The 25,167-nt window shown below is 59.2% G+C and carries 25 protein-coding genes; 15 read left to right on the top strand and 10 right to left on the bottom strand.

Annotation, left to right across the window (positions count from 1 at the left end; translation table 11 throughout):
• Positions 1–128 precede the first annotated feature (128 nt).
• Positions 129–1,025, top strand: coding sequence for a peptidoglycan DD-metalloendopeptidase family protein (locus NF676_RS27035; RefSeq protein ID WP_150742875.1), 897 nt, complete (start codon positions 129–131; stop codon positions 1,023–1,025).
• Between the two features lie 172 nt (positions 1,026–1,197).
• Here the strand turns inward: NF676_RS27035 and NF676_RS27030 are convergent, their stop codons facing one another.
• From NF676_RS27030 to phoB, 3 genes are all read right to left on the bottom strand, one after another.
• Positions 1,198–2,538, bottom strand: a complete 1,341-nt coding sequence (locus NF676_RS27030) for a hemolysin family protein (RefSeq protein ID WP_016772486.1) — start codon at positions 2,536–2,538, stop codon at positions 1,198–1,200.
• A 123-nt stretch (positions 2,539–2,661) separates the two neighbouring features.
• Complete coding sequence (gene phoR, locus NF676_RS27025; RefSeq protein ID WP_231991049.1) at positions 2,662–3,948, bottom strand: phosphate regulon sensor histidine kinase PhoR; 1,287 nt, start codon at positions 3,946–3,948, stop codon at positions 2,662–2,664.
• A 137-nt stretch (positions 3,949–4,085) separates the two neighbouring features.
• Complete coding sequence (gene phoB, locus NF676_RS27020) at positions 4,086–4,775, bottom strand: phosphate regulon transcriptional regulator PhoB (RefSeq protein WP_007896474.1); 690 nt, start codon at positions 4,773–4,775, stop codon at positions 4,086–4,088.
• Positions 4,776–4,926: 151 nt separating this feature from the next.
• Here phoB and NF676_RS27015 point away from each other — a divergent pair, with 151 nt between their 5' ends.
• On the top strand, positions 4,927–5,310 hold the full coding sequence (locus NF676_RS27015; RefSeq protein WP_252877130.1) for a COG4315 family predicted lipoprotein: 384 nt from the start codon (positions 4,927–4,929) through the stop codon (positions 5,308–5,310).
• Between the two features lie 115 nt (positions 5,311–5,425).
• Here the strand turns inward: NF676_RS27015 and ubiA are convergent, their stop codons facing one another.
• Together ubiA and NF676_RS27005 are read right to left on the bottom strand one after the other, a co-directional pair.
• Complete coding sequence (ubiA, locus tag NF676_RS27010) at positions 5,426–6,316, bottom strand: 4-hydroxybenzoate octaprenyltransferase (RefSeq protein WP_041476601.1); 891 nt, start codon at positions 6,314–6,316, stop codon at positions 5,426–5,428.
• A complete protein-coding gene (locus NF676_RS27005) occupies positions 6,316–6,876 on the bottom strand; it encodes a chorismate--pyruvate lyase family protein (RefSeq protein ID WP_076564594.1) in 561 nt (186 codons plus the stop codon). Before NF676_RS27005 ends, ubiA begins: the two co-directional genes overlap by 1 nt.
• A 201-nt stretch (positions 6,877–7,077) precedes the next feature.
• Between NF676_RS27005 and NF676_RS27000 the strand changes: the two genes are divergently transcribed.
• From NF676_RS27000 to NF676_RS26990, 3 genes are all read left to right on the top strand, one after another.
• Positions 7,078–7,245, top strand: a complete 168-nt coding sequence (locus NF676_RS27000) for a rubredoxin (RefSeq protein ID WP_003177199.1) — start codon at positions 7,078–7,080, stop codon at positions 7,243–7,245.
• 19 nt (positions 7,246–7,264) lie between these two features.
• A complete protein-coding gene (locus tag NF676_RS26995) occupies positions 7,265–8,413 on the top strand; it encodes an NAD(P)/FAD-dependent oxidoreductase (protein ID WP_252887026.1) in 1,149 nt (382 codons plus the stop codon).
• Positions 8,414–8,603: 190 nt separating this feature from the next.
• Positions 8,604–8,879, top strand: a complete 276-nt coding sequence (locus NF676_RS26990) for an HU family DNA-binding protein (RefSeq protein WP_003213368.1) — start codon at positions 8,604–8,606, stop codon at positions 8,877–8,879.
• A 97-nt stretch (positions 8,880–8,976) separates the two neighbouring features.
• Here NF676_RS26990 and NF676_RS26985 read toward each other — a convergent pair whose 3' ends face one another.
• The 5 genes from NF676_RS26985 to tssI all read right to left on the bottom strand — a co-directional run bounded on the left by NF676_RS26985 (position 8,977) and on the right by tssI (position 15,412).
• The gene (locus tag NF676_RS26985) at positions 8,977–9,333 is read right to left on the bottom strand and encodes a hypothetical protein (RefSeq protein ID WP_150637178.1); all 357 of its coding nucleotides are present in this window, start codon (positions 9,331–9,333) and stop codon (positions 8,977–8,979) included.
• A 94-nt stretch (positions 9,334–9,427) separates the two neighbouring features.
• Complete coding sequence (locus NF676_RS26980) at positions 9,428–11,758, bottom strand: lipase family protein (protein WP_252887025.1); 2,331 nt, start codon at positions 11,756–11,758, stop codon at positions 9,428–9,430.
• Positions 11,755–12,546 (bottom strand): hypothetical protein, encoded by a 792-nt coding sequence (locus NF676_RS26975; RefSeq protein WP_252868481.1) that lies wholly within the window; start codon positions 12,544–12,546, stop codon positions 11,755–11,757. Before NF676_RS26975 ends, NF676_RS26980 begins: the two co-directional genes overlap by 4 nt.
• A complete protein-coding gene (locus NF676_RS26970; RefSeq protein ID WP_252879114.1) occupies positions 12,543–13,391 on the bottom strand; it encodes a DUF4123 domain-containing protein in 849 nt (282 codons plus the stop codon). The genes NF676_RS26975 and NF676_RS26970 overlap by 4 nt, the downstream gene beginning before the upstream one ends.
• Positions 13,388–15,412 (bottom strand): type VI secretion system tip protein TssI/VgrG, encoded by a 2,025-nt coding sequence (tssI, locus tag NF676_RS26965; protein ID WP_252887024.1) that lies wholly within the window; start codon positions 15,410–15,412, stop codon positions 13,388–13,390. Before tssI ends, NF676_RS26970 begins: the two co-directional genes overlap by 4 nt.
• 698 nt (positions 15,413–16,110) lie before the next feature.
• Between tssI and tssA the strand changes: the two genes are divergently transcribed.
• From tssA to tssG, 10 genes are all read left to right on the top strand, one after another.
• On the top strand, positions 16,111–17,673 hold the full coding sequence (gene tssA, locus NF676_RS26960; protein ID WP_252877123.1) for a type VI secretion system protein TssA: 1,563 nt from the start codon (positions 16,111–16,113) through the stop codon (positions 17,671–17,673).
• Between the two features lie 32 nt (positions 17,674–17,705).
• Positions 17,706–18,209 (top strand): type VI secretion system contractile sheath small subunit, encoded by a 504-nt coding sequence (gene tssB, locus NF676_RS26955; RefSeq protein WP_016772498.1) that lies wholly within the window; start codon positions 17,706–17,708, stop codon positions 18,207–18,209.
• 28 nt (positions 18,210–18,237) lie between these two features.
• A complete protein-coding gene (gene tssC / locus NF676_RS26950; RefSeq protein WP_016772499.1) occupies positions 18,238–19,713 on the top strand; it encodes a type VI secretion system contractile sheath large subunit in 1,476 nt (491 codons plus the stop codon).
• 9 nt (positions 19,714–19,722) lie between these two features.
• Complete coding sequence (gene tssE / locus NF676_RS26945) at positions 19,723–20,130, top strand: type VI secretion system baseplate subunit TssE (protein ID WP_041476611.1); 408 nt, start codon at positions 19,723–19,725, stop codon at positions 20,128–20,130.
• A gap of 19 nt (positions 20,131–20,149) precedes the next feature.
• Positions 20,150–20,581: a hypothetical protein gene (locus NF676_RS26940; protein WP_252887023.1), complete on the top strand. Its 432-nt coding sequence runs from the start codon at positions 20,150–20,152 to the stop codon at positions 20,579–20,581.
• 11 nt (positions 20,582–20,592) lie between these two features.
• The gene (locus tag NF676_RS26935; protein ID WP_056790890.1) at positions 20,593–21,099 is read left to right on the top strand and encodes a PAAR domain-containing protein; all 507 of its coding nucleotides are present in this window, start codon (positions 20,593–20,595) and stop codon (positions 21,097–21,099) included.
• Between the two features lie 4 nt (positions 21,100–21,103).
• Positions 21,104–21,955, top strand: coding sequence for a hypothetical protein (locus NF676_RS26930; RefSeq protein WP_095181221.1), 852 nt, complete (start codon positions 21,104–21,106; stop codon positions 21,953–21,955).
• A complete protein-coding gene (locus tag NF676_RS26925) occupies positions 21,952–22,329 on the top strand; it encodes a hypothetical protein (protein ID WP_056790885.1) in 378 nt (125 codons plus the stop codon). Before NF676_RS26930 ends, NF676_RS26925 begins: the two co-directional genes overlap by 4 nt.
• Positions 22,330–22,408: 79 nt before the next feature.
• Positions 22,409–24,196, top strand: a complete 1,788-nt coding sequence (gene tssF / locus NF676_RS26920; RefSeq protein ID WP_252887022.1) for a type VI secretion system baseplate subunit TssF — start codon at positions 22,409–22,411, stop codon at positions 24,194–24,196.
• Positions 24,160–25,167, top strand: coding sequence for a type VI secretion system baseplate subunit TssG (tssG, locus tag NF676_RS26915; protein ID WP_095181222.1), 1,008 nt, complete (start codon positions 24,160–24,162; stop codon positions 25,165–25,167). Before tssF ends, tssG begins: the two co-directional genes overlap by 37 nt.

The following is a 25,167-nucleotide window of genomic DNA, read 5'->3' as shown; positions in this document are numbered from 1 at the left end:
CGCAGAGCGTCCCGGGCTGCATCCCCACGCAGAGCGTGGGGACGATCATTTGAAACATCTGTCGACTAGCCTGGTCTGTCTCAGCTGCTAGGCTGATTCCCAGGCCTTCCTTCGACAGACTTTTGCCCATGTTCGCGCGCCTGCTGTTTTTCTGCGGTCTCTGCCTGGCCTCCCAGCTGGCGATGGCCATGACCATCTACAAATCCACCGATGCCAACGGCGTGGTCTCGTACAGCGACCGCCCGAGCAAAGGCGCAAAGGTGTTCGTGTTTCAGGACCGTATGGTCGAGCGCCTCGACCGCCAGGTGTACCTGGACATCAAGAAGCAGAAAGGCGTCGACGTGGTGTTTGCGCGCAACGATTTGTACGCGCCGGTCGAGGTTGCCCTGGCCTTCATTGGCACGAGTAATGTGCGCGGCGTGCCCGCGCGGGCGATCCGTCGCGTGCTGCCGCCGCGCAGCAACACACGGCTGGCGCTGCTGACGGCGATCAGCCGTGACCAGCCGCTGGTGTATTCGCCGCAGTTCCAGTATTCGCTGGGCGACCCCGCAGGCACCGCACAGAGCTATCGCTATCCGCTGCCCTGGCGTGGCGGGCCGTTTCGCCTGAGTCAGGGCGCCAACGGCCAGTACAGCCACTACGGGCCGAAGAACCGCTACGCCATGGACATCGCCATGCCGGTGGGCACGCCGATCATCGCCGCGCGAGCGGGAGTAGTAGTCAAGACCGAGAACTCACAGAGCGGGCGCGGTACCGATGCCTCCGGCAATTTCGTCCGGGTGCTGCACGACGACGGCACGATGGGCGTGTACCTGCATCTGAAACAGGGTTCGGTGAGTGTGCGCGAAGGACAACGGGTCAAGGTCGGCAGCCCGCTGGCGCTGTCCGGCAACACCGGCAACAGCAGCGGCCCGCACCTGCACTTCGTGGTGCAGCGCAATACCGGAGAAGGGCTGGTATCGATTCCCTATCAGTTCAACCAGCCGCTGGGGGCGTTGCCCAACTTTGCGTTGGGCAAGCAGTAGGCGCGATAGGGTGTTGAGGGTTTTTGTGGCGAGGGGATTTATCCCCGTTGGGCCGCGAAGCGGCCCCAAATATTGCAACTCTGTACTAACTGACTGCATTCAATGGTTTTGGGACGGCTGCGCCGTCCAACGGGGATAAATCCCCTCGCCACAAGAGCCCCCCAAACTCCCATCAATCGAGCATCAACACCTTGGCCAGAACAATCTTCGGCCCTTTCATCTTCTTTATGATGATCCGCAGGCCTTCGACTTCCAGCACTTCTTCCTCTTCCGGCACCCGTTTCAGGGTTTCGTAAACCAGCCCGGCAAGGGTTTCCGCTTCGATGTGATCGAGATCGATGCCCAGCAGACGTTCAACCTTGAACAACGGCGTGTCGCCGCGCACCAGCAGCTTGCCCGGCTGATAGGCAAGAATGCCGCGTTCAGCCTTGCGGTGTTCGTCCTGAATATCGCCGACCAGCACTTCCAGCACGTCTTCCATGGTCAGGTAGCCGATGATGTTGCCGTCAGCCTCTTCGACCACGGCGAAGTGCGAGCCACCCTTGCGGAACTGCTCCAGCAGCTGCGACAGCGGCATGTGCCGCGATACGCGCTCCAGCGGGCGGGTCAGCTCGGCCAGGTTGAACGACTCGGGAATGTGGTCCAGCGCGGCCAGTTCCAGCAGCAGATCCTTGATGTGCAGCAGGCCGACGAACTCCTGGCGCTCGCTGTCGTACACCGGATAACGGCTGAACTTGTGGCGACGGAACATCGCCAGGATTTCCTTCAGCGGCGCATTGAATTCGAGGGTGATCAGGTCTTCGCGGGAATTGGCCCAGTCGACCACTTCCAGCTCGCCCATTTCCACTGCCGAGGCCAATACGCGCATGCCCTGATCGCTCGGATCCTGGCCACGGCTGGAGTGCAGGATCAGTTTCAGTTCTTCGCGGCTGTAATGGTGTTCATGGTGCGGGCCGGGTTCACCTTGCCCGGCGATACGCAAAATCGCGTTGGCGCTGGCGTTGAGCAGGTAGATCGCCGGGTACATCGCCCAGTAGAACAGGTACAGCGGCACCGCGGTCCACAGCGACAAAAGCTCGGGTTTGCGGATCGCCCACGACTTGGGCGCCAGCTCGCCGACCACGATGTGCAGGTACGAAATGATGAAGAACGCGGTGAAGAACGACACGCCTTTGATGATCTCTGGCGAGTCGACGCCGACTGCGCTCAGCAGCGGCTCGAGAATATGCGCGAACGCCGGTTCACCGACCCAGCCCAGACCGAGAGAGGCGAGGGTGATGCCGAGCTGGCACGCCGACAGGTAGGCATCGAGCTGACTGTGCACGGTGCGCAGGATATGTCCGCGCCAGCCATGTTGTTCAGCGATGGCCTCGACCCGGGTCGAGCGCAATTTGACCATGGCGAATTCCGCTGCAACGAAAAAACCGTTGAGCAAAACCAGGATCAGAGCAAAAAGAATCATGCCGAAGTCGGCAAAAATGGTTGCGAGGGACAAGCCAGGGGAAGGGTCCATGATGGAGTTTTGCGGGTTCCGTGTGATTCGAAAGTAGGGAGAAACAGCGCCTGAAAGGCAGGCACAAGTCAGCCAATGTAGCGGCTGACCGTGCGATTGCCTAGTGGCGTGTGCCGGGCGGCATCACTCGGCGGCGCTGATCGCCCGTGCGCTGGCCACCTGAGCCGGGGCGAAATGGCAGGTGAACGTGCTGCCGTGGCCGGGCACGCTGCTGATCTCCATGCGCGCGCGGTGGCGCAGCAGCACGTGCTTGACGATGGCCAGGCCGAGGCCGGTGCCGCCCGTGTTGGAGTTGCGGCTGGAATCGACGCGGTAGAAACGCTCGGTCAGGCGCGGCAGGTGTTTGCTGTCGATACCGATGCCGGAATCCTGCACGCTCAGGTGCGCGCCCTGATCGTCGCCCCACCAGCGAATGCGGATGTTGCCCTCGGCGGGGGTGTACTTGACCGCGTTGAACACCAGATTGGAGAACGCGCTGCGCAACTCCGCTTCGCTGCCCTTGAGCAGCACTCCGGCATTGGCCTCGAGGCTGATGCGCTGGTTCTTCGCCCCGGACAACTGCTGCGCATCGCTGGTGATCGATTGCAGCAAGGTGTCGATCTGCACTGGCTGGTTGTCCGACGGATAGTCGGTGGCTTCCAGCTTGGCCAGCAGCAACAGATCGTTGAGCAGCGTCTGCATGCGCCCGCCCTGTTGCTGCATCTGTTGCAGAGCTCGGCTCCAGCGCGGGTTCACTTCTTCGACATTGTCGAGCAGGGTTTCCAGATAGCCGCAGATCACCGTGAGCGGTGTGCGCAGCTCGTGGGATACGTTGGCGATAAAGTCCTTGCGCATCTGTTCCAGCTGATGGATGCGCGTCACGTCGCGGACCAGCATCAGGTGTTCATTGTTGCCGTAGCGCGTCAGGTACAGCTGAATGCGCACGCGATCGTTGGTCGGCGAAGGGATTTCCAATGGCTCGGCAAAGCTGTCCTGCTCGAAGTATTCCTTGAAGCGCGGATGGCGCACCAGGTTGGTCACCGGTTGGCCGCTGTCCTGCGGAGTCTTCAGGCCGAGCAGGGTTTCAGCGGCGCGGTTCCACCATTCGAGATTGCCGTCGCTGTCGAGCATGATGACTGCATCTTTCAGCGCGGCGGTGGATTCCTGCACCCGGTCGATCACCGCTTGCAGACGCCCGCGCACCCGTTGGTCGCGGCGTTGCAGGTGATAGATGCTGTCGAACACCTCGCCCCACAGACCATAGCCATCGGGCGGCGCTTCGTCGGGTTGGTGCTGGCGCAGCCATTCGTGCAGACGCAGCAATTGCTTGAGCGTCCAGGCCAGATAAAGCCCCAGACCCGCCGCGAGGCTCCAGCCGTAATAGCCGGTGATCAGGCCGATCACCAGGCAGGCGGTGACCAGCAACAGCATGTGGCGAATCAGGGTGCCATGCCAGTTTTGATTCACAGAGGCGTCCTTAGCCGCAGCGTCAAGTTTCAAGCTACAAGCTGCAAGTCAGAGCGGCTCGCTGTTTCTTGCCGCTTGTAGCTGAAAGCTTGCAGCTGCTTTCATGCTTTTGTGGAGAACCGGTAGCCGGTGCCGCGCACGGTTTGTACCAGATTTTCGTAAGCGTCGCCGAGGGCCTTGCGCAGGCGCCGGATGTGCACGTCGACGGTGCGCTCTTCGACGTAGACGTTGCCACCCCAGACCTGGTCAAGCAACTGGCCACGGGTGTAGGCGCGTTCCTGATGGGTCATGAAAAATTGCAGCAGGCGGTATTCGGTCGGGCCCATCTCGGCGGGTTTGCCGTCGATGGTCACGCGGTGGCTGATCGGGTCGAGCAGCAGGCCGCCGACTTCGATCGGCGCTTCGCCATCGGTCGGTCCGGCGCGGCGCAGCACAGCCTTGAGGCGGGCGACCAGTTCACGCGGGGAAAACGGTTTGGTGATGTAGTCGTCGGCGCCGACTTCCAGGCCCTGGATCTTGTTGTCCTCTTCGCCCTTGGCGGTGAGCATGATGATCGGGATGTCCCCGGTCAGCTCGTCACGCTTGAGGCGCCGGGCCAGTTCGATGCCCGAGGTGCCGGGCAGCATCCAGTCGAGCAGGATCAGGTCCGGTTTGCGGTCGACGATGATGGCGTGAGCCTGCTGCGAGTTCTCTGCCTCGAGGCAGTCATAGCCGGCCATTTCCAACGCCACGGCGATCATTTCGCGAATGGGCGCTTCGTCGTCGACGATAAGAATGCTCCTGCCAACCATGCCTTAATCCTCTTGTCATTTAACTGTCTTGCGCCGCATTAGATAACGGAATTATTGCAGTCGTGTGACAGTATTTCAGGCCGGCAACATTTGCACCCATCCTCGACTAAGCTCTAAGTCCGAATCCTGACAACCACAAAAGAAGGTTTCCATGACTCAGATGACTGCTTCTTTCAAAGCCCTGCTGATGGCCGCCGCCCTGACATTGCCGGGGCTGGCCATGGCGGCCGATCCGGCGATGGAGAAGGACGGCATGTACACCGACCACAAGGGCATGACCCTGTACACCTTCGCCAAGGACTCCGCTGGCAAGTCCGCGTGCAACGACAAGTGCGCGGCAAACTGGCCGCCGTTGATGGCGCAGGCGGGTGACAAATCCATGGGCGACTGGACGGTGATCAAGCGTGACGACGGCACGATGCAATGGGCCTACCAGGGCATGCCGTTGTACACCTTCGTGATGGACAAAAAGGCCGGCGACATGACCGGCGACGGCAAAATGGACGGCGCGTGGAAAGTCGCCAAGGCCAAATAGATGCAACCCAGACGCTGTGGGAGCGAGCCTGCTCGCGAAAACGATGTGTCAGTTATCGCAGAGGTGACTGACATGACGCCTTCGCGAGCAGGCTCGCTCCCACAGGTGTCATGCATTAGCGCAGTGCGTAATCCAGCACGATCCCGACAAATATCGCCAACCCTGCCCAGTGGTTGTGCAAGAAGGCCTGGAAGCAGCGCATGCGGTCCTTGCTGCGTGTGTACCAGAACTCCCACGCATAACACCCCGCAGCCACCAGCAGGCCGAGGTGGAACCAGATCCCCAGCTCGAACTTCGACCCGGCCAGAATCAGGCAGCCCAATGACAGCGCCTGCAAGCTGAGGATGATCACCCGATCCGCCTCGCCAAACAGAATCGCCGTGGATTTCACGCCGATCTTCAGATCGTCATCACGATCGGTCATCGCGTAATAAGTGTCGTAGCCCACCGTCCACAGCAGGTTGGCAATCCACAGAAGCCACGCCGCCGCTGGCAACTCGCCGGTCTCGGCGGTAAAGGCCATCGGCATGCCCCAGGAGAACGCCGCGCCCAGCACCACTTGCGGGTAATAGGTGTAGCGCTTCATGAACGGATACGTGAATGCCAGCGCCAGACCGCCCAGCGACAGCCAGATCGTCGGCGCATTGGTGCACAGCACCAGCAGAAAACTGATGCCCATCAGCACGGCAAAGAACACCAGCGCTTCCTTCGAGCTGATCCGGCCAGCGGCCAGCGGCCGTTGCGCGGTGCGTTTGACGTGGCCGTCGACCTTGCGGTCAGCCCAGTCGTTGATCACGCAGCCGCCGGCACGGGTCAGCACCACGCCGAGGACGAAGATGACAATGTTGGCCAGCGACGGCGAACCCTTGCCGGCAATCCACAATGCCCACAGCGTCGGCCACAGCAGCAGGTAAATGCCGATCGGCTTGTCCATGCGCGTCAACTGAACGAAATCCCAGGCGCGCGGGTTCAGACGGTTGAGGGACTTGAGCAGGCTCTGATACATCAGCAATTCTCCGGATGGGCGCGGGCGGCGTCCCACAGGCTCGGCAGGAAGATTTCCGCGACCAGCACGCTCAGCGCGCCACGGTCGAAACGCGAACGCCGGCCCCACAACTCAGGAGCTTGCACCGCTGGCGGCAACCATTGTTCAGGGTAGTGGCAGACTTCAATGGCGCGGCGTTGAAATGCGCGATCGCAAAACAGCAATTCGCCCAGCGAGCGGCTGCCCAGTTCATCCATGTGTAAACCATCACCTTGCAGGGCGGCGCGCGAGGCGACGCTGCGGGCAAACACCCAGGCTTCGCCATGACCACGCAAATACACCTCACGCACCCAGCCTTCGCTGCCCTCGGCCAGATCCAGTGCCGCGCATTCATCAGCGCGCAGGGTGTCCCAGCCTTCGAACAACGGCGACACGCTGAAGCCATCCTCGGACAAACGGGTCAAACGGCGGGTCAGCGAACCTTCGTCGAACAACCAGTCCAGCGTCAACGGATCGGGGCGGGGCGTCAGGCGGTCCTGGGTCAGCCAGAGCGGGGCGGGGCAGGCATTTGAATGTTGCACAATGAGTCATTATTGGCCGCAAATGAGGCGGCGAGCTTACCATGGCGGGCGACAAGATCGAGCGGCGCCGGCTGCCGTTGCGCCGAACAGGCTTGCATCTGCCCGGCACCCTCAGTACAAAACGCCCTGAGCCGGATGGCAACGCAGCACCCATCGACCGTCCGCGCCGGCACTACGCCTGAACCCTGAGGAAGTACCTGAATGAAGAAGTGGCAATGTATCGTCTGTGGCCTGATCTATAACGAAGCCGATGGCTGGCCGGATGACGGCATCGCGCCGGGCACCCGCTGGGAAGACGTACCGGCAGACTGGCTGTGTCCCGACTGCGGCGTCGGCAAAATGGACTTCGAAATGATTGAAATCAACTAAGCAAATAGAGGAGTAAGGCATGAGCGCACCAGTCGTCATCATCGGCACCGGGCTTGCGGGCTACAACCTGGCCCGCGAGTTTCGCAAGCTCGACAGCGAAACCCCGCTGCTGCTGATCACCGCCGATGACGGCCGCTCTTACTCCAAGCCGATGCTCTCCACCGGTTTCGGCAAGAACAAGGACGCCGACGGCCTGAGCATGGCCGAACCCGGCGCCATGGCCGAGCAGTTGAAGGCCGAAGTGCGCACCCACACGCGCATCAGCGGTATCGACGCCGGCCACAAACGCTTGTGGATCGGCGAAGAAGCCGTGCCCTATCGCGACTTGATTCTGGCCTGGGGCGCGGAAACCGTGCGCGTGCCGATCGAAGGCGACGGCGGGGAACTGGTGTTCCCGATCAACGATCTGGAAGACTACGCGCGCTTCCGTGCCGCAGCCGCGGGCAAGCGTCGGGTGTTGTTGCTCGGCGCCGGGTTGATCGGCTGTGAATTTGCCAATGACCTGATCCTCGGCGGCTACGAAGTGCAACTGGTCGCGCCGTGCGAACAGGTCATGCCAATGCTCTTGCATCCTGCCGCGGCGGCGGCCGTGCAGGCCGGGCTGGAAAGTATCGGGGCGAAGTTTCACCTCGGCCCGGTGCTGACCCGCCTGGAGAAAGTCGCCGATGGCCTGGAAGCGCACCTGTCCGACGGTCAGATCATCCCGTGCGATGTGGTGGTCTCGGCGATCGGTCTGCGCCCGCGCATCGATCTGGCAGCGGCTGCCGGCGTGCAGGTCAATCGCGGCGTGATGGTCGATCGTTACCTGAAGACCTCTCACGCCAACATCTACGCCTTGGGCGACTGCGCCGAAGTCGACGGGCTCAATCTGCTCTACGTGATGCCACTGATGAGCTGCGCGCGCGCGTTGGCGCAAACCCTCGCCGGAAACCCGACCGCAGTCAGCTACGGGCCGATGCCGATCACCGTGAAAACCCCGGTGTGCCCGCTGGTGGTTTCGCCGCCGCCACGGGGCAGCGAAGGCGTTTGGAGCGTCGAAGGGCAGGGCGCCGACATCAAAGCGCTGTGCCACAGTGCCGACGGTCAGTTACTCGGATACGCCCTGACCGGCGGGGCAGTCATGGAAAAACTGGCCCTGAACAAACAGCTGCCGCCGCTGCTGGCGTAAATGCCGGTCGTTCTGTCGCAAACACCGCTCTTTTGCCCCGACAAAGGTCTTGGGGAGACTGGCGCCGCCGTTGGCGGCGTGCCATTCTCACTCCCGTCTGCCGCAGAGTAGAGCCTGCGGCGCCTTGGGCGCTGTTCCAACGAGAACAGCACGGACATAACAACAAAAAACCGTCAAAGGGGCTTCACTAATGCGTAAACCAGAACTCGCCGCTGCAATCGCCGAAAAGGCAGACCTGACCAAAGAACAGGCCAATCGCGTCCTCAACGCCGTCCTCGAAGAAATCACCGGCGCCCTGCACCGCAAGGACAGCGTGACGCTGGTCGGCTTCGGCACCTTCCTGCAACGCCACCGCGGCGCCCGCACCGGCAAAAACCCGCAGACCGGCGAACCGGTCAAGATCAAGGCCAGCAACACCGTTGCGTTCAAGCCAGGCAAATCGTTGAAAGACAGCGTCAATCCTTGATGGCGGCGTGCTCCCCTGAATGACGGGGAGAACCGCAAATGAAAAATGGGCACACCGATTGCGGTCGGGTGCCCATTTTTTGTGGCTGTCTGTTGGCTTACTGGCGTCGGAAGCAGGCCTTGCCGTTGCCGAAATCCACGGCCAGGCAGTTTGGCTCGATCGCCAGTTGCAGGTCCTGGAACAGTCCGCCCAGATCGCTGTTGGAGGCAGGCTTGGTTTTGCTTTCCAGCAGTACTGTCTGGTTCTCGACTTTCCAGGTGCCTTTGGCAAAGCCATCGGCGCTGCCATACGCCACACCGGCATCAAAGGTGCCGTCGTTTCGCAACAGCAACTCGGCGCCCATTTCCATTGCGCCGGTCAGGTAGTAATGGCCTTCCAGCTGTGGGGTGTCCGCTGACGCTTGGGAGGCGGGCAGCCACATCAGTGCGGCGAAAAACAGTGGTTTCAGTTCCATGAAATGAAGCTCCTTGGCAGTTGTAGTAGAGGGAGCGCATTTTCGAGCGTTGGATTCTGGCACAGCCATGTTTTGCCCGCCCGTTGTTCAGGCGCTACACAATCGAATCAATATCCAGCTGAAACGGCGCGCCAACTGCATGTCCACCGGTCATCGCGGCGATAGCGGCGTCGTGGTCTTCAGCGGCTGGCGGGATCATCGCCAGTTGCTCCTGAACCAGGTTTTCAGGGTGGGCGTTCCAGCGCAGCAGACTTTCCTCGACCCATTCGGGCTGGTCGGCATAGCTGCCGTAAACGTCGACCTCGGTGACCCGTTGACTGCGCAGCGCTGTCAGGCGGGCCTTGGTCATGCTGATCTTGTCTATTTCCTGATTGAGCATCAGCGTCTTGTGCGCGCGCTCCTGCTCTCGCACGTAAGAACGGTGGTTGTTTTGCAGATCGCGCTTAACGGCCCGCAGCTGTTGCTGAATATTCTCCAGGGCGCTGCTGACCCACTCGTATTCGCGATTGGTCACCAGCGAACGCTTGAGCTGCAGTGCTTCCTGCCAACGGCGCAAGCTGGCCCAGCAGCCGGGGATGTAGCTGCCGACCATTGAGTGGTGACCCCGGTCGAACAACTGCCGCAGAAACGATCCGCGTTCGGGCAAGCCGTTCGTAGCGCGCAGGGCCTTGGCGCAGCCGTGATCGACGATCGTGCTGCAACCCGGCTCCCAGAGAAGGGAGGATCGGTGGTCCTTGTCGAACTCAACGGGCATGAAATGGCGCAAAGCACCGTGATGCCCATAGTCGTCGCCAAAGAAATTGATGATTCCCCAGATCAGCAGGCCGAGGCCGGCGACCGGGTTGAAGCCCAGCACCACGGCGTTGGTTGCGTACATCGGCCCAGGCTTGGCGAAAGTATTCATCCATGTGGCGGGAACGCTCGGAACCGGGTCGTTCTGATTGACGATGCGGTGGTGGGCCAATGCTTTGGCGCTTTCGATGAAGGTGGTGTCGCCGGCGCGGGGGGCGCCGTAGGTGTAGAGCACGATTTGCGGGGAGAACTCCAGGTTGCGTCTCAGCATCTCGGACAGGATCAGTGCAACTGCACCGCCCAGACTGTGACCCGTGATCAGCAGCTTTTGCCCGCTGTAGAATTTTTCCAGATAAGTCACGATAAATGCATAAGCCGCCAAAGCGCCACCGTAGAAACCGCGGTGCACTTTGCCTTCGCCTTCGGCAAAGGGAACCTGATAGGCATCGCCGTCACGCCGGCCGTCGGGCCAGATCTCACTGGTACCGCGTACGCTGATCAGGATCAGTTCGTCGTGGTGGCAGATAAAGGCCTGGGTATCAGTACTGTTGTCTTTGTTACGGTCATCGAGACAGTGCAACTTGGCCGGGTGTTCTTGTTCGTCGCCCAACGCGGGGTCATTCACTTCGGGGTAAAGGTTCGGGTCGAACGGCACCACCTCCAGGCGTTTCGAATACGGCACGTCTTCGTACAGTGGGTAGTATTTCTGCGTTTGCGAGTCATCGACCTTCCACAACTCATCGAACTGCGGTAGCGCGTGGCCGAACCAGTTGCCGCTGCTGGGCTGTAGCGGAAAGCTTACCGTGTCGGTCTGCACCGGTTGAGTGTTGGGTTGCTGTCCGAAATCGGTGTAGCTCAGCGTCGCCATCACCGACAGCTGATAAAGGTTGAGCGCGCAGAACGCGTCGCCTGTCGACAGCATTGGCCGTAGCGCTCTCATCGGCCGTACTTCCAGCACATGATGTTTGTTCGGCAGCAGCGCGACGCCTTTGAGCGGTGGCGGGGAAAACCCCAGTTCGACGGTGGCAATCTCCGCCGCACTCAAGATGGTGTGCAGTCCGCCATCCGCACAAGTTTTATCGACGACCGTGAAGTCTCTGGACTTCGAAGCGGGGCGCATGAGCTTGTGCGCCGCCCTTTTCGGAGGGTCGCGACGAGCAGCCAGCGGCGGCAGGTGGGCGATGTGTTTTACCAGTTCACTGACTTCGACCTGGCAGTACGCATCGGTTTCGGGCAGGTCCTTGGCCGGATTGGCCTGGGTGCGAGTACCTGTTTTATGGAAGAAGCGGGTCTTTTCGGCGCGGACTTGGAGTTCGGTAATGGGGAGGGGGTAGTCCAGTCTTTTTCTCAAGTCTCGATACAGCGCGTCTGCTCCTTGAAAAGGCTTATTCAGCTTGAGCACTACCGGGCCACAATGGTGGTTGTTTACCTTTGCCCAGCCTTTCGCATCCAGTTTTCCTGTATGAACGGTGTCTTCGTAGTCGGTGATCTCATATGCCAAGCCGGCGTAGGGTGTGCCATCTCCGAACTCATTCACCAATTGAAAACTGGTCGAATGCCCGCGCATCGGGCAGGCGTGGATATCACCTTGCATGAAGGTGGTAACGCTTGTCGGTAAGGATTCAGCGTTCATGGAGTCTCGTCCGTGTTTTCGTTGCAACTTGGATAGATGGTGCAAATCCGTCCATCCACCATTCTGAAGGTGCTGAAGTCTTCATAATTTCCATTGCAATAACCACGCTGGTCCTCATAGCCTTCCCCCATACAGCGCTTCCAGCCACCAGGAACCTGGACCCAAGTGTCCCCCCAACCAGGTTGCTCTTCATTCGCTAGGTTTATTTTCAACCTCACGGTTTTTCCTGGGAGTTGATCCAGTGTGTACGCGCCATGAGGGCGGCTCCGGGCTACATTTCCTTCTTGATCCATTCCTTTACATCTCAACATTTTTATTAGGTTACGCTTGGGGCTGACTGTCCGAAAAAACCACATGCATTCGCCTGTAAACTCACCCAGGCCGTCCTCGTTGAATGTGCCCTTTAGTCGTTCCAGCAACTCTGGACGTACGAAAATCGAGGCGTAGTCCATGCTGAAGTTGCTTCGGCCTTTTCCATAAAAGCCGATGACCTTGATTTCCACTTTGTTGAGCGCCAACGGACAATCGCTGACGGTTTTGTACAACTCGATTTCCGCAGTGCTTACATATTCCATGGTGGGTTTATTGAAGCTCACCCAGAAATCCGGCTTCCCTGGCAAGCGGCAGGTTTCACCCGCTGCGGGCATGTAGATAGCCTTCAGCTCATATTTGAATCCGGGCGGAAAATCCGGAACAAACATAAAGGTGTTCGGGGTCTTCACCGTCGTACAACCCACCAGCAATCCCAGGCAACCACTCAGTATCAACCCTCGTTTCAAGTTCCTCATCGACCTACTTCTCCCTGCCAATACAACGCTTCCTGATATACCCGCTCAAAATGCATCGCCGGATCTTCACCGGGTTTGGGCAGCCATGATTTGCCTGGCCGATATCCCGGTAACTGCAAACTGCGGGTCAGCAAGAAATGCACTTGCTCCGGTTGTTGCCAGCCCCACAAGTGCGTCAGTTGAATCAGGCCCCACAGCCACTCATCGACGTCGAGCTGTTCGGCCAGCGTGGCCATGGCTTCGGTGTGTTCGCCGACCAGGTAACGGCGGGTGTTGTCGAACAGCACGTTGGCGTAGATCAGTTCCGGGGTCGGCGTGTGCAGCCACGGCGGATCCATCGGCAGCGGGTGGTGGCCGGGGTCCGGGTTGTCGATGGCGTTCCATCGTTCTGCGTGCCAATAGCAAACGCTGTTGAATGGCCCGAGAAACGCCGCGCGGTGCTCGGGTTGCAGGTGCGCCAGCGCACGTCCCAGAACCCGGTTGTCATGCACGCGGTACACCGCCTGATTCGGACGTTCGCCGGTTATCAGGCGATCGCGCCAATGCGCCGCCAGCAGATCAAGTTCGACGTGACGGGCACTGGCCAGCCAGCCCCAATTGCGCTCGGGCGTGGCGAGCAAGGTCTGGATCGCGGGATGCTGCGCCGTATCGATCTGCAACAGCAGCGGGCCGGTCGGCACCAGCGACTCGGCCGGCGTGCCGGTGTAGAGCGGACGAAACCGCTCGGTGCCGAGGTCGCGGGTCAACGCAGCGTGCTCTGCGCTGTGGCCGTCGGTGTCGAGCATCAGATACAGATCGCAGCCGGCGCGGGACTGAGCGTGCAACCATTGTTCGACCGGGCTCATGCGACTTCTCCCAGCTCGCACAGACCCGCTGCGCAGGCTTCGCACAGCGGGCAAAAATCCGCTGCCTGCTGGCGGGCGCTGTTGACGATCGACAGCGGCGTGGCGTTGATCGCAGCTGGCAGGCCGGCCTCAACTTGCAGCGGTTGTAGCGGTGCGAGAGCCGGCAGTGGCGCGCCGCCCTGAACGATGGGCACGCTGCTGAAAATCCCGCCGGCATTGATCACGATGTGATGACCGCCCGCTGACAGCGTCAGGCTCATGCCGGCATCGATCACCACGTTGCTTGCCGTGACATGCGCCTGCTGGCCGGCCTGGATCACCAGAGCGCCCAGGGTCTGGCTGCTGGTGCCGCTGACCTGCAACAAGTCGTCGGCGTTGATTACTGTGCTTCGCAGTCCTTGATGAGTGCGCGAATCCTTGCCCTCGATGAGACTGGTGCTGTCATTGCCGACATGCTCATGGCGGTCGCGCTTGATCAGGCTGCGGCTGTCGTTGAGGATCAGTTGCTCAAGGTCGCGCTGCGCGCGCAGGTAGATCTTCTCCTGCCCGGCGCGATCCTCGATCGACAATTCGTTGTAGCCGCCATTGCGCGGCGAACTCTGGCTGCGTAATACCGTGCGGGTTTTACTCGCCGGCAAGGGATGAGCGACGGCATTGACCTTGTTGGAGACGCAGCCGGTAATCAGCGGTTGGTCCGGGTCGCCTTCCTGGAAGGTCACGACCACTTCCATGTCGACCCGGGGCACGGTCACCGCGCCGAAGCCGTCACCTGCCCAACTGGACGCTACGCGTAACCAGCAGCTGCTTTTTTCGCTGTTGCGTTCAGCGCGATCCCAGGGAAACTCGACACGAACCCTGCCGTACTCATCGCAGAAGATCTCTTCTCCGGGAGGCCCGGTAACGCGCGCGGTCTGGCAGACCAGCAAGGGCCTTGGCGCGGGCAAAGGCGGACGGTAGACCACCTCTGCGGGAATGGCCCTGAAGGTATTGCGGTAGCCCTGGGAAAAACCATCGGCAGGTTTCGCCTCGCTGCTGAAAGCCTCTTCGAGTACTGCCGGTTGCTTGCCTTCGTGACTGAGACTGACCAGCAGCCACAACTCGTTGCAGTCGGCCCTGGGATGTAGGCTCAGCTCGAACAGGTGACCGCTGCGCAAAATCGGCTGATTGCTTTTGCCTTCAATCCATTGATAGTCGCTGCGATGGCGCTCCAATGCCTGACGCGCCAGCTGTTTGCCGTGCTTCTCGGACTTGATCAGCAGTGGATAGCGATAGTCCTCCAGAGCCGGCGTGAACTCGGCGGTGAAGCGGCTTTCCAGCAGCAGGCTTGGGCGCTTGAGGTCATAGTCGCGGCGGGTGACCGTGCTGGTACGGGTGTTGAAGCCCATGCTCAGGTGGTTGACCACCGGGTGTTCGGCGACCATGCCGCTATCGACCCTGAAGGGTGTGGTGCCCAATTTGCGCGCGAACACCGGGCTGTCGCTGAACACCAGCAAGTGCCTGTCGAGCGAATGCTGGTGGTGCCAGGCAATACCCTCTTCGGCGCACAGACGCTGAATGAACAGGAAGTCGCTTTCGCCGTATTGCGTGCAGTACTCACGAGGCTCACCGGCGGCGACATTGAACGTGAAGTCATCGGCCTGGATGCCATGGCCTTTGAGGACTTGCGCGATGATCTGCGGCACTGTCAGTTGCTGAAAAATCCGCTGGTCGTGGCTCATTTGCAGATAATGCAGCGCCGGTACCAGTGACAGCTCATAGCGGGTCAGGCGCTTTCCCGATTCGCCGAGCATGACATTTTCGATCCGCCCGTGAATGCCTTCGCCCGCTAACCCGAATTGCAGAAAAGCAAGCTGGCTGAGCAGGCTTTCCAGATCGAAGTCCGCGTACTCGCTCACCAGCTCGATGCGAAATGCGTACAGCTGACTGATCGCTTCGGTGCCAGTGAACGCGAGCACCTTGAAGTCGTGACGAATGGCCGGGATGTGCAATGAGAATGGCGCGCAGTGGCCTTTGCCGAACATGGGCTTGTCCTTAAGCAAAGTGAGTCAAAGCGCGATGCCGTCCTCCCTGATCGCCGCGCATGAAAAGTTGCCAAGGCAAGCTAGCGGCGCGGCAAACTAATTGATGTAAGAAGTATCCCTGAAATTTGTCAGAGTATTCCGGTGTGGAAGTCTTGGTTGGGATGCGAGAAGTGTCTGTAGGACGCGGCTCGGATAACTATCGAAGTGCCAGTATTTGCCGGGGGAGTAAAGTTTCAGAATAATGAAATGCCATCATTATAGTGGCACTTTTTGCATTGATCGTTGTCGCTGCAAACTTCTCGATGGAACCCGGTCATTTTAGGAAGTGTCCTACTTCTATTTTTTTTTGAATTTGGCATGCTGCACGCCGCTCGAGGGTGCGGGCGTCAGGTAAACTCGCCCGGCTGCGGCCGAGGCTCTGGGACAATGGTTTGGCGGGAGCCGGGAAAATGCGCTGATTTATAAACGGCATCAGGGAAACCCCTGCGACATATAGGGCGATCTCCTACAGATCGCAATGAACAGTTCGTCTTGTTGTTTAATCAGATGCTTGCTAGTGGCCATCATAGTGATTACGATGCGCCCACTTGAAAGAGCACATCTCAATTGGATGAGTCGCTGAACTGCTCTTCGATACTGTCCCGCGTTGCTGAAACTCCATTCGCGCGCATGACTGTAATCCTTAATAAAGGCCATGGATGTCCTACTCAAGCAAACTTTCCGCCCATTACCTCGAACTCGCAAAAGTCTCTGTTTCCAAAGAGAATTTCGCGGGCGAAGACGTTCGTTTTTCGAGCGAGTTCGAGGCGCTGGAAAGTGAGCTGGCCAAGGCTTCGTCGATGCACGAAAGCGGGCAGATCGACTGGCTGAAAATCCGCGAAAACAGTGAAAATCTGCTGCGTACCCAATCCAAGGATCTGCGTGTCGGCGCCTGGCTGACGTGGTCGCTGTACCAGCGCGAATCCTTCCCCGGGCTGCTTGCCGGCCTCGGTCTGCTGCACCATCTGTCGGAAAACAACTGGGCCGACGTCCACCCGCTCAAACCCCGCACCCGTGCCGCCGCGATCGGCTGGCTGGTGCCGCGTCTCGAGCAGGTCATCACCGAAAACATTGCGATCAAAGAGCAGTTGCCGATGTTCCGGCAGCTCTCTGAGCACCTGGCCGGTCTTGAGGCCGCGTGCACTGAACATCTGGGCGATGACGCGCCACTGCTGCTGCCGATCTCCCGCCGCCTGAAAACCATGATTCAGCGCGCCGCCGACAACCAGCCGGCGCCCGGCGTGGTGGGCGCGGCGGTGGCGCAGGTCAAGCAGGCCGCGACCCAGCTGCTCACTCCTGGCGCACCGATCGACAACGAGCGGGATGCGCACAAAGCCCTGCGCGCCCAGCAGGACAGCGCCCGGCCGTTGTGTGCCTGGTGGCTCAAGCAGAAGGCTACCGATCTGCGTGCCCTGCGCCTCAATCGCACGCTGCTGTGGATGACCATCGACGCCGTGCCCGAGCGCAACGCCGAGCAGATCACCGTGCTGCGCGGCCTGCCGCTGGAAAAACTCAAGCTCTATCAGGACCGTTTCGATCAGGGCAAATACGCCGATCTGCTGGTGGAACTGGAGGCGAGCCTGGCGAAGGCGCCGTTCTGGTTCGATGGCCAGAGGATGGTCTGGGAATGTCTCCAGAACCTTAACGCCGAGCTGGCCATGCGCGAAGTGGAAATCCACTTCGCGCTTTTGATTCAGCGCCTGCCGGGCATCATCGAGTTGCGCTTCCATGACGGCGCGCCGTTTGCCGATCCGTCCACCCGCGCGTGGATCGCCGCCAACGTCATGCCGCATCTGCAAAGCGCCAGCGCGCCGCGCAAGGTCGAAAGCGAGAACGTTGAAACCCAGCCGGCCTGGGAAAAAGCCCTCGAGGAAGTCCAGCCGATTCTGCGCAAGGAAGGTTTGAAGCCGGCCGTGCAGATTCTCAAGCAGGGTCTGCAATCGGCCCACGGTGGCCGTGAACGCTTCTTCTGGCAGTTCAGCCTCGCGCGGCTGTGTTTCCTGGCCAAGAAATACGAACTGGCCAAGAACCAGCTCGAAACCCTCGATCAGACATTACAGGACTCAGGCCTGCACGCCTGGGAGCCCGATCTTGCATTGCAAGTGCTGCACCTGCTGCACAGTTGCTGCGAGTTGTTGCCGCAGAACCACGCCGTACGTGAAAGCAAGGAAGAGATTTATCGCAGGCTGTGCCACCTCGACCTCGAAGTGGTACTCGAATAGGCCCCAGGGCCACAACCGCAAGGAGAAAAGCCATGGCCAAAGAAGGCTCGGTAGCCCCCAAGGAACGCATCAACGTCACCTTCAAACCCGCCACCGGCGGAGCTCAGGAAGAGATTGAACTGCCGCTGAAGCTGCTGGCAATCGGTGACTACACCCACCGCAAGGACGATCGCAAAATCGAAGATCGCAAGCCGATCAGCATCGACAAGATGACCTTCGACGAAGTGTTGGCCAAGCAAGAGCTGGGTCTGACGCTGAGCGTGCCGAACCGTCTGCAGGAAGATGGCGAGGCTGAAGAGCTGGCCGTGCAATTGCGCGTCAATTCGATGAAGGACTTCAACCCGGCCAGCCTGGTCGAGCAAGTGCCTGAGCTGAAAAAACTGATGGAACTGCGCGATGCGCTGGTGGCCCTCAAAGGCCCGCTGGGTAACGCACCTGCGTTCCGTAAAGCGATCGAAGGCGTGCTCGCCGACGACGAATCCCGCGGTCGCGTACTCGGTGAGCTGGGCCTGAACGCCGCAGCCCCGGACGCCTGAGACTCCAGTAGCCAAGGAAGCCAACACAATGAGCACTAGCGCAGCACAAGAGAAGAGCGCCGCCAGCGGCGAATACAGCATTCTCGACAGCATCATCGCCGAAACCCGTCTGACTCCGGACGACGAAGCCTACGACATCGCCAAGCGTGGCGTGTCGGCGTTCATCGAAGAGCTGCTCAAGCCGCAGAACAACGGTGAGCCGGTCAAGAAAGCCATGGTTGACCGCATGATCGCCGAGATCGATGCCAAGCTCAGCCGTCAGATGGACGAGATCCTGCACCACCCGGATTTCCAGGCGCTGGAATCGTCGTGGCGTGGTCTGCAGTTGCTGGTCGACCGCACCAACTTCCGCGAAAACATCAAGATCGAAATCCTCAACGTCTCCAAAGAAGACCTGCTGGACGATTTCGAAGATTCGCCGGAAGTCATGCAGTCGGGCCTGTACAAGCACATCTACACCGCTGAATACGGCCAGTTCGGTGGTCAGCCAGTGGGCGCCATCATCGCCAACTACTACATGTCGCCAAGCTCGCCAGACGTCAAGCTGATGCAGTACGTGGCCAGCGTTTCGTGCATGTCCCACGCGCCGTTCATCGCTGCCGCCGGCCCGAAATTCTTCGGTCTGGAAAGCTTCACCGGCCTGCCGGATCTGAAAGATCTGAAAGACCACTTCGAAGGCCCGCAATTCGCCAAATGGCAGAGCTTCCGTACCTCGGAAGACTCGCGCTACGTTGGCCTGACCGTGCCGCGTTTCCTGCTGCGTAACCCGTACGATCCGGAAGAAAACCCGGTGAAATCGTTCGTGTACAAGGAAACCGTTGCCAACAGCCACGAGCACTACCTGTGGGGCAACACCGCTTACGCGTTCGGCACCAAGCTGACCGACAGCTTCGCCAAATTCCGCTGGTGCCCGAACATCATCGGCCCGCAGAGCGGTGGCGCGGTTGAAGATCTGCCTCTGCACCATTTCGAAAGCATGGGCGAAATCGAAACCAAGATCCCTACCGAGGTATTGGTTTCCGACCGTCGTGAATACGAACTGGCCGAGGAAGGCTTCATCTCCCTGACCATGCGCAAAGGCTCCGACAACGCGGCGTTCTTCTCCGCCAGCTCGGTGCAGAAGCCGAAGTTCTTCGGCATCAGCGCAGAAGGCAAGGCGGCAGAGCTGAACTACAAGCTCGGCACCCAACTGCCGTACATGATGATCGTCAACCGTCTGGCTCACTACTTGAAAGTGCTGCAGCGCGAGCAACTCGGTTCGTGGAAAGAGCGTACCGACCTCGAGCTGGAACTGAACAAGTGGATCCGTCAGTACGTTGCCGACCAGGAAAACCCGAGCGCCGAAGTGCGTGGCCGTCGTCCGCTGCGCGCTGCGCAAGTGATCGTCAGCGACGTTGAAGGCGAGCCGGGCTGGTACCGCGTGAGCTTGAACGTGCGTCCGCACTTCAAGTACATGGGTGCCGATTTCACCCTGTCGCTGGTTGGCAAGCTGGACAAAGAGTAAGAGCGACTCATGGACGGATACGGCAGCCTGTTCGAACGCCTCAACGGCGACGCACAACTACGCAAGGGCAACAGCCTTGAGGCTTGTGCCATGGCGTCAGTGGCTGCCCATCTGGCCAAAATGCTCAGCACCCGGGCCGGCAGCGTGCAAACGCTAGCCGACTACGGGTTGCCCGATCTCAATGACATGCGTCTGAGCCTGCACGACTCCCTGAGTCAGGCACGTCTGGCTATCGAAAACTTCATCGAAGCCTACGAGCCACGCCTGAGCAATGTGCGTGTCATTTCCCTGCCGCGTGACCACGATCAACTTCGCCTGGCCTTCAGTATCGAAGGCCTGCTGGAAGTCGAGGGTTTCAAGCGTCAGGTCAGTTTTTCCGCGCGCCTGGATGGCAGCGGTCAAGTCAAGGTGAATTAGGACCATGCGAGAGAGCGCCGTGAATCAAGGTGTTTTGCCAAAGTTGGGACGGAGCGTGTTGCTCTTTCTGGTTCTAACCGCCACTGCCCTGATTTCAGTTGCCTGTTACGTGAAAACGACGGCAGCACGGCTGGCCGACGAGTACTCGATTGTCTGGAGTGACAATGGAACGTGCTCCCTCCGCTCCTACATTCCGCAGTACTCAGCCATTGGCATACCCGGAAAGCTGTTCAAGCTGTTCGCCAGCGAAGCCTTTTTCCGCGTTTACGCAAAAGACGGCACGCTGTTGAAATCGTCCGAATGGTTGCTTTGGCAGAACGAGTTCACTTTCGATGAACGTTCGCAGTGGGTATCCGGCCATGCGATTTATCCGACAGCGACCGGTTACGAGGGCTGGAATATTCCAGCGTGTGGACAGGAAATAAACAGTCGTCAAGTGAAGGTCAACTAAGGAGATCCCCGATGTCTGGCAAACCCGCAGCACGCGTATCCGACCCCACCGCTTGCCCGCTCCCCGGCCACGGTACCAACCCGATCGCCGCCGGTTCCGGCGACGTGTTTTTCGATGGCCTCGCGGCCGCCCGCCAAGGCGATGCCTCGGCGTGTGGTGGTGCGCTGTCGGGCGGCTTGGCGACCACTGTTCTGATCAACGGCAAACCGGCTGCGACAGTAGGTTCGGTTGGATCTCACGGCAACAAGGTCACGGCTGGGTCCGGGACGGTGATTATTGGCAATTCGCATACGCCAGCGCCGTTTGTGCCGCCAGAGCCTGTTGTTATTCCCGGAGTCTTTAACCGTGTTTTTTCCTTCCATGCAGCGGATGGACAGCCCGTCGAGAACTTGAATTACAGAATGGTTTCTGAGAGTGGATTAGAAAAAGCAGGACGTTCATCGGCGGCCGGTGGCACGGGATGTTTCTCGACGGGTAAACAAGGCGAGATGGTTACCATCTACGTGTCGGCGGAGTAAGCACGTGGAAACCTCTATTGTTATCGATGGCATCGCACATATTTTCGAGACCTCCGATGGTAAAACGGAGTTGAAAATTGAAGGCGAAACTACGCCTAGCGAGGATAAAGAGCCGAAAAAGCTTCCTTTGCCAAGTATGTGGCTGATAACTAGAGGCAATGGCGTGCCTCTCTTCGCGGTAAAGCCGAATGCGACAGATGCACAGTTCAGAATCATGACGGCCGAAAAACTGTATGCGGAAGCCATTCAGTGGTTTGAGCCGTTAGCTGATAATTATCGGGAAAAATCTTGGATAAATCCCGAGTCCAAAGTCGCTGGCACCGATGCATACAATGCATATAAACAATTTACTTGGGCGGAAATTGCCAAGTTTGCAGCTGTTGACAGAATGTCGATTAGCTTCGCCGCTAAAATGCCGGGTGATTGGAAAAACAGTCCGGAGGGCGGTTCTGGATTCTTGTTGGTCATGATCGAGGGCGAACCTTACTGGGCTGACGGTGTAGGGCAAATACCATTCGCTACCGATACATACCGGTTATATCTGGAGGAAACCAAGTCCGTGGAAACGGCTATCAAGAAAACCGTTGAAACCGGCATGGAGTATGGCGATGGTCTTCCTATATTTCCGAAGGAGGACAAAACCAATGAATACGATAACTACATGGTGCTGCGCGGTGCTTTGTGGGCCTCCGAGAACTTTGATCTACGTACGGAAACGGTAAAAGTATTTGTGGGGCGAATGGGCTATCGCGAGAAAGTAATTACGAGCACGGTTTATCTCGGCGTTTCCGACCAGAAGTTGAAAAGCTTCATTACGCAGGGCTCTGTAGATACGTACGGAGAGTGGAAGAGATGATGACGAGAATAGCTGGGAGCTTGCTCGTCCATTTTTTTACCTGCGTAATTTACGTCGTTGTTAATTACTATGGTGTTTCTCTCTATAAATTTTTATTCGGCGGGTTAACGTCCCGTGGTGCTTCCATTGGAATTGCCATGTATATGGTTTTTTACTTATTCATTTTTGTTAATTTGCTCGTTGCTGTAATTCCGAATCGACGTTTTAAGTTGTGTGTTGTGTTTTTTATGGTGGCCTTGATATTGGTTTATCTGCTGCCGCTTTATCCCGTTCGAGCGTTGGCCTATATCGTTCTAACAGGCGGACTTACTACGCTGGCGATATTGGTGGCCGGCAAGTTTGAAAGGTTTTTGTTGGCCCGGGGTGCGAAATGATTTTTTTCGTTTTCCGCTATTAGTGCTTTTGGTCGATTAATTTTTCAAATCAAACGAATCAATACCCAGGCAGCCAGAAATGTCCTTTAACCACTACTACCAAAGCGAACTCACCGCACTGCGCCAGCTCGGTCGCCGTTTCGCCGAGCGTAGTCCGGCGCTGGCGCCGTATCTGGGGCAGGCCGGGCGGGATCCGGATGTAGAGCGGTTGCTCGAAGGCTTTGCATTCCTCACCGGGCGCCTGCGCCAGAAGCTCGATGACGAACTGCCGGAGCTCAGCCATTCGCTGATGCAGTTGCTGTGGCCGAACTACATGCGCCCGCTGCCGGCGTTCAGCATTTTGCAGTTTGATCCGCTCAAGCGTTCCGGCCCGGCGCTGCTGGTTGAGCGCGATACGCCGATCGAGAGCAAGCCGATAGAAGACGTGCGCTGCCGCTTCCGCACCTGCTATCCGACCGAAGTCTTGCCGCTGGATCTGGCTGCGCTGAATTACTCGGTGAAGGGCGATGGGTCGCTGCTCAGCCTGCGTCTGGAAATGAGCGCTGACGGCCACCTCGGCGAACTGGAGCTGAGCAAGTTGCGCCTGCACTTTGCCGGTGAGCGCTACATCAGCCAGATGCTCTACCTGAGCCTGCTGCGCAACCTCGACGGCATCGAACTGATCCCGCATGACGGCGCCGGCAAGCCGATCAATGGCGTCAGCGGCAAGCCGATGGCGTTCAAGATTCCCGGCGACCGGGTGAAACCGGTGGGTTTTGCCGAAGAAGAAGCGTTGATCCCGTATCCGCTGAATACCTTCCGTGGCTATCGCTACCTGCAGGAGTATTTCGCCTTCCAAGACAAGTTCCTGTTCGTCGACGTCAACGGTCTGGACATTCTCAAGGCGCTGCCGGAAGACACGCTCAAGCAGATGCGTGGCCTCGAATTGCGTTTCGACATTCGCAAGAGCGGCATCATGCGCATGCGCCCGACCCTCGATAACGTGAAGCTGTTCTGCACGCCGATCGTCAATCTGTTCGAGCACGACGCTCTGCCGATCCGTCTCGACGGCAAGCAGGACGAATACCTGTTGCTGCCGGCGGAATACGACCTGGAAAACTGCGGTGTGTTCTCGGTGGAAACCGTCACTGGCTGGAAGCCCGGCGGCCTCGGTTATCAGGAGTACGTGCCGTTCGAATCCTTCGAGCACGACCCGAGTTTCGACGTGCCCAACAGCCGTCCGCATTACAGCATTCGCCAGCGTTCGTCCTTGTTGCATGACGGCCTAGACACCTACCTGAGCTTCGGCATCCGCCACACCGAAGCCCACGAAACCCTGTCGATCGAGCTGATGTGCACCAACCAGAACCTGCCGAAAAAGCTCAAGCTCGGCGACATCTGCATGGCCAGCGAGCAGACCCCGGAATTCCTCAGTTTCCGCAACATCACCCCGGCCACTCCGAGTTTCGCGCCGCCGCTGAACCGTGACTTCCTGTGGAAGCTGATCAGCAACATGTCGCTTAACTATCTGTCGCTGGCCGACGTCAATGCGTTGAAGGTGATTCTGGAAACCTACGACCTGCCGCGCTACTACGACCAGCACGCGGAAAAGGTCAGCAAGCGCCTGCTCGGCGGCCTCAAGCACATCAAGCATCACCACGTCGACCGCCTGCATCGCGGTCTGCCGGTGCGCGGTTTGCGCACCGAACTGACCATCGACCCGGAAGGCTATATCGGCGAAGGCGACCTGTTCGTCTTCGCTTCGGTTCTCAACGAGTTTTTCGCGCTTTACGCCAGTCTCAATTCATTCCATGAGCTGCGGGTAAAAAGCACACAGGGAGAGGTGTACCAATGGACACCACGTATGGGCCTGCAGCCCCTGCTTTAAGCGGGCTGACCAAGGTAATACGCGAGTACTCGCTGTTTCAGGCCGTGCTGCTGGTGATCGACCGGCTGCGCGAGGCACACCCGCATCTGAGCGAAGACGATCTGTACGACCAGGTCGAGTTCCAGGCCAACCCGAGCCTGGGCTTTCCGCGCAGCGACGTCGATCGCGTCGAGTTTTTCGAAGAACACGGCAAGATGCGCGCGCGCATGCGCTTCAACCTGATCGGCCTGGTCGGCTCTGGTTCGCCGCTGCCGGCGTTCTATGGCGAACAAGCCCTGGGCGACAGCGAGGATGGCAACCCGACGCGCAATTTCCTCGACCTGTTCCACCATCGCCTGCAACGGCTGATGCTGCCGATCTGGCGCAAGTACCGCTACCGCGCGAGCTTCCAGAGCGGCGCGATCGATCCGTTCTCGGCGCAACTTTTTGCGCTGATCGGCCTGGGCGGCGACGAGATCCGCAAGGCCAAGGAACTCAACTGGAAACGCCTGCTGCCGTACCTCGGTCTGCTCAGCTTGCGGGCGCACTCGGCGGCGTTGATCGAAGCCGTGCTGCGTTACTACTTCAAGCACGAAGACCTGGTCATCGAGCAGTGCATCGAGCGCCGCGTGGAAATTCTCGAAGAGCAACGCAATCGTTTGGGCCGCGCCAACAGCGTGCTCGGTGAAGACCTGGTGCTGGGCGAGCACGTGCGCGACCGCAGCGGCAAATTCCGCATTCATATCACCGAACTCGACTGGCAGCGATTCCATGAATTCCTGCCGATCGGGTTCGGCTACCAGCCGCTCTGCGCGCTGGTGCGGTTCACCTTGCGTGACCCGCTCGATTACGACATTCGCCTGGTCCTGCGCCAGGAAGAAATCCGCGAACTGCGCATCGGTGAGCAGAACGCCTGTCGCCTCGGTTGGACCAGTTGGCTGGGACGCGAGAAAGCGGACGGCGTGGTAACCCTGGGCAGCAAAATTCATTAA

Source organism: Pseudomonas siliginis (genome assembly GCF_024072275.1).
GTDB classification, from domain to species: domain Bacteria; phylum Pseudomonadota; class Gammaproteobacteria; order Pseudomonadales; family Pseudomonadaceae; genus Aquipseudomonas; species Aquipseudomonas siliginis.
The sequence above is the reverse complement of the archived record's forward strand: the minus strand, read 5'-3'. Positions and strand labels throughout refer to the sequence as shown.

Coding starts and splice junctions, on each gene's coding strand:
- NF676_RS27035 (WP_150742875.1), top strand. CDS start 129: ATGTTCGCGCGCCTGCTGTTTTTCTGCGGTCTCTGCCTGGCCTCCCAG.
- NF676_RS27030 (WP_016772486.1), bottom strand. CDS start 2,538: ATGGACCCTTCCCCTGGCTTGTCCCTCGCAACCATTTTTGCCGACTTC.
- phoR (WP_231991049.1), bottom strand. CDS start 3,948: ATGCTGTTGCTGGTCACCGCCTGCCTGGTGATCGGCCTGATCACCGGC.
- phoB (WP_007896474.1), bottom strand. CDS start 4,775: ATGGTTGGCAGGAGCATTCTTATCGTCGACGACGAAGCGCCCATTCGC.
- NF676_RS27015 (WP_252877130.1), top strand. CDS start 4,927: ATGACTCAGATGACTGCTTCTTTCAAAGCCCTGCTGATGGCCGCCGCC.
- ubiA (WP_041476601.1), bottom strand. CDS start 6,316: ATGTATCAGAGCCTGCTCAAGTCCCTCAACCGTCTGAACCCGCGCGCC.
- NF676_RS27000 (WP_003177199.1), top strand. CDS start 7,078: ATGAAGAAGTGGCAATGTATCGTCTGTGGCCTGATCTATAACGAAGCC.
- NF676_RS26995 (WP_252887026.1), top strand. CDS start 7,265: ATGAGCGCACCAGTCGTCATCATCGGCACCGGGCTTGCGGGCTACAAC.
- NF676_RS26990 (WP_003213368.1), top strand. CDS start 8,604: ATGCGTAAACCAGAACTCGCCGCTGCAATCGCCGAAAAGGCAGACCTG.
- NF676_RS26985 (WP_150637178.1), bottom strand. CDS start 9,333: ATGGAACTGAAACCACTGTTTTTCGCCGCACTGATGTGGCTGCCCGCC.
- NF676_RS26980 (WP_252887025.1), bottom strand. CDS start 11,758: ATGAACGCTGAATCCTTACCGACAAGCGTTACCACCTTCATGCAAGGT.
- NF676_RS26975 (WP_252868481.1), bottom strand. CDS start 12,546: ATGAGGAACTTGAAACGAGGGTTGATACTGAGTGGTTGCCTGGGATTG.
- NF676_RS26970 (WP_252879114.1), bottom strand. CDS start 13,391: ATGAGCCCGGTCGAACAATGGTTGCACGCTCAGTCCCGCGCCGGCTGC.
- tssI (WP_252887024.1), bottom strand. CDS start 15,412: ATGTTCGGCAAAGGCCACTGCGCGCCATTCTCATTGCACATCCCGGCC.
- tssA (WP_252877123.1), top strand. CDS start 16,111: ATGTCCTACTCAAGCAAACTTTCCGCCCATTACCTCGAACTCGCAAAA.
- tssB (WP_016772498.1), top strand. CDS start 17,706: ATGGCCAAAGAAGGCTCGGTAGCCCCCAAGGAACGCATCAACGTCACC.
- tssC (WP_016772499.1), top strand. CDS start 18,238: ATGAGCACTAGCGCAGCACAAGAGAAGAGCGCCGCCAGCGGCGAATAC.
- tssE (WP_041476611.1), top strand. CDS start 19,723: ATGGACGGATACGGCAGCCTGTTCGAACGCCTCAACGGCGACGCACAA.
- NF676_RS26935 (WP_056790890.1), top strand. CDS start 20,593: ATGTCTGGCAAACCCGCAGCACGCGTATCCGACCCCACCGCTTGCCCG.
- NF676_RS26925 (WP_056790885.1), top strand. CDS start 21,952: ATGATGACGAGAATAGCTGGGAGCTTGCTCGTCCATTTTTTTACCTGC.
- tssF (WP_252887022.1), top strand. CDS start 22,409: ATGTCCTTTAACCACTACTACCAAAGCGAACTCACCGCACTGCGCCAG.
- tssG (WP_095181222.1), top strand. CDS start 24,160: ATGGACACCACGTATGGGCCTGCAGCCCCTGCTTTAAGCGGGCTGACC.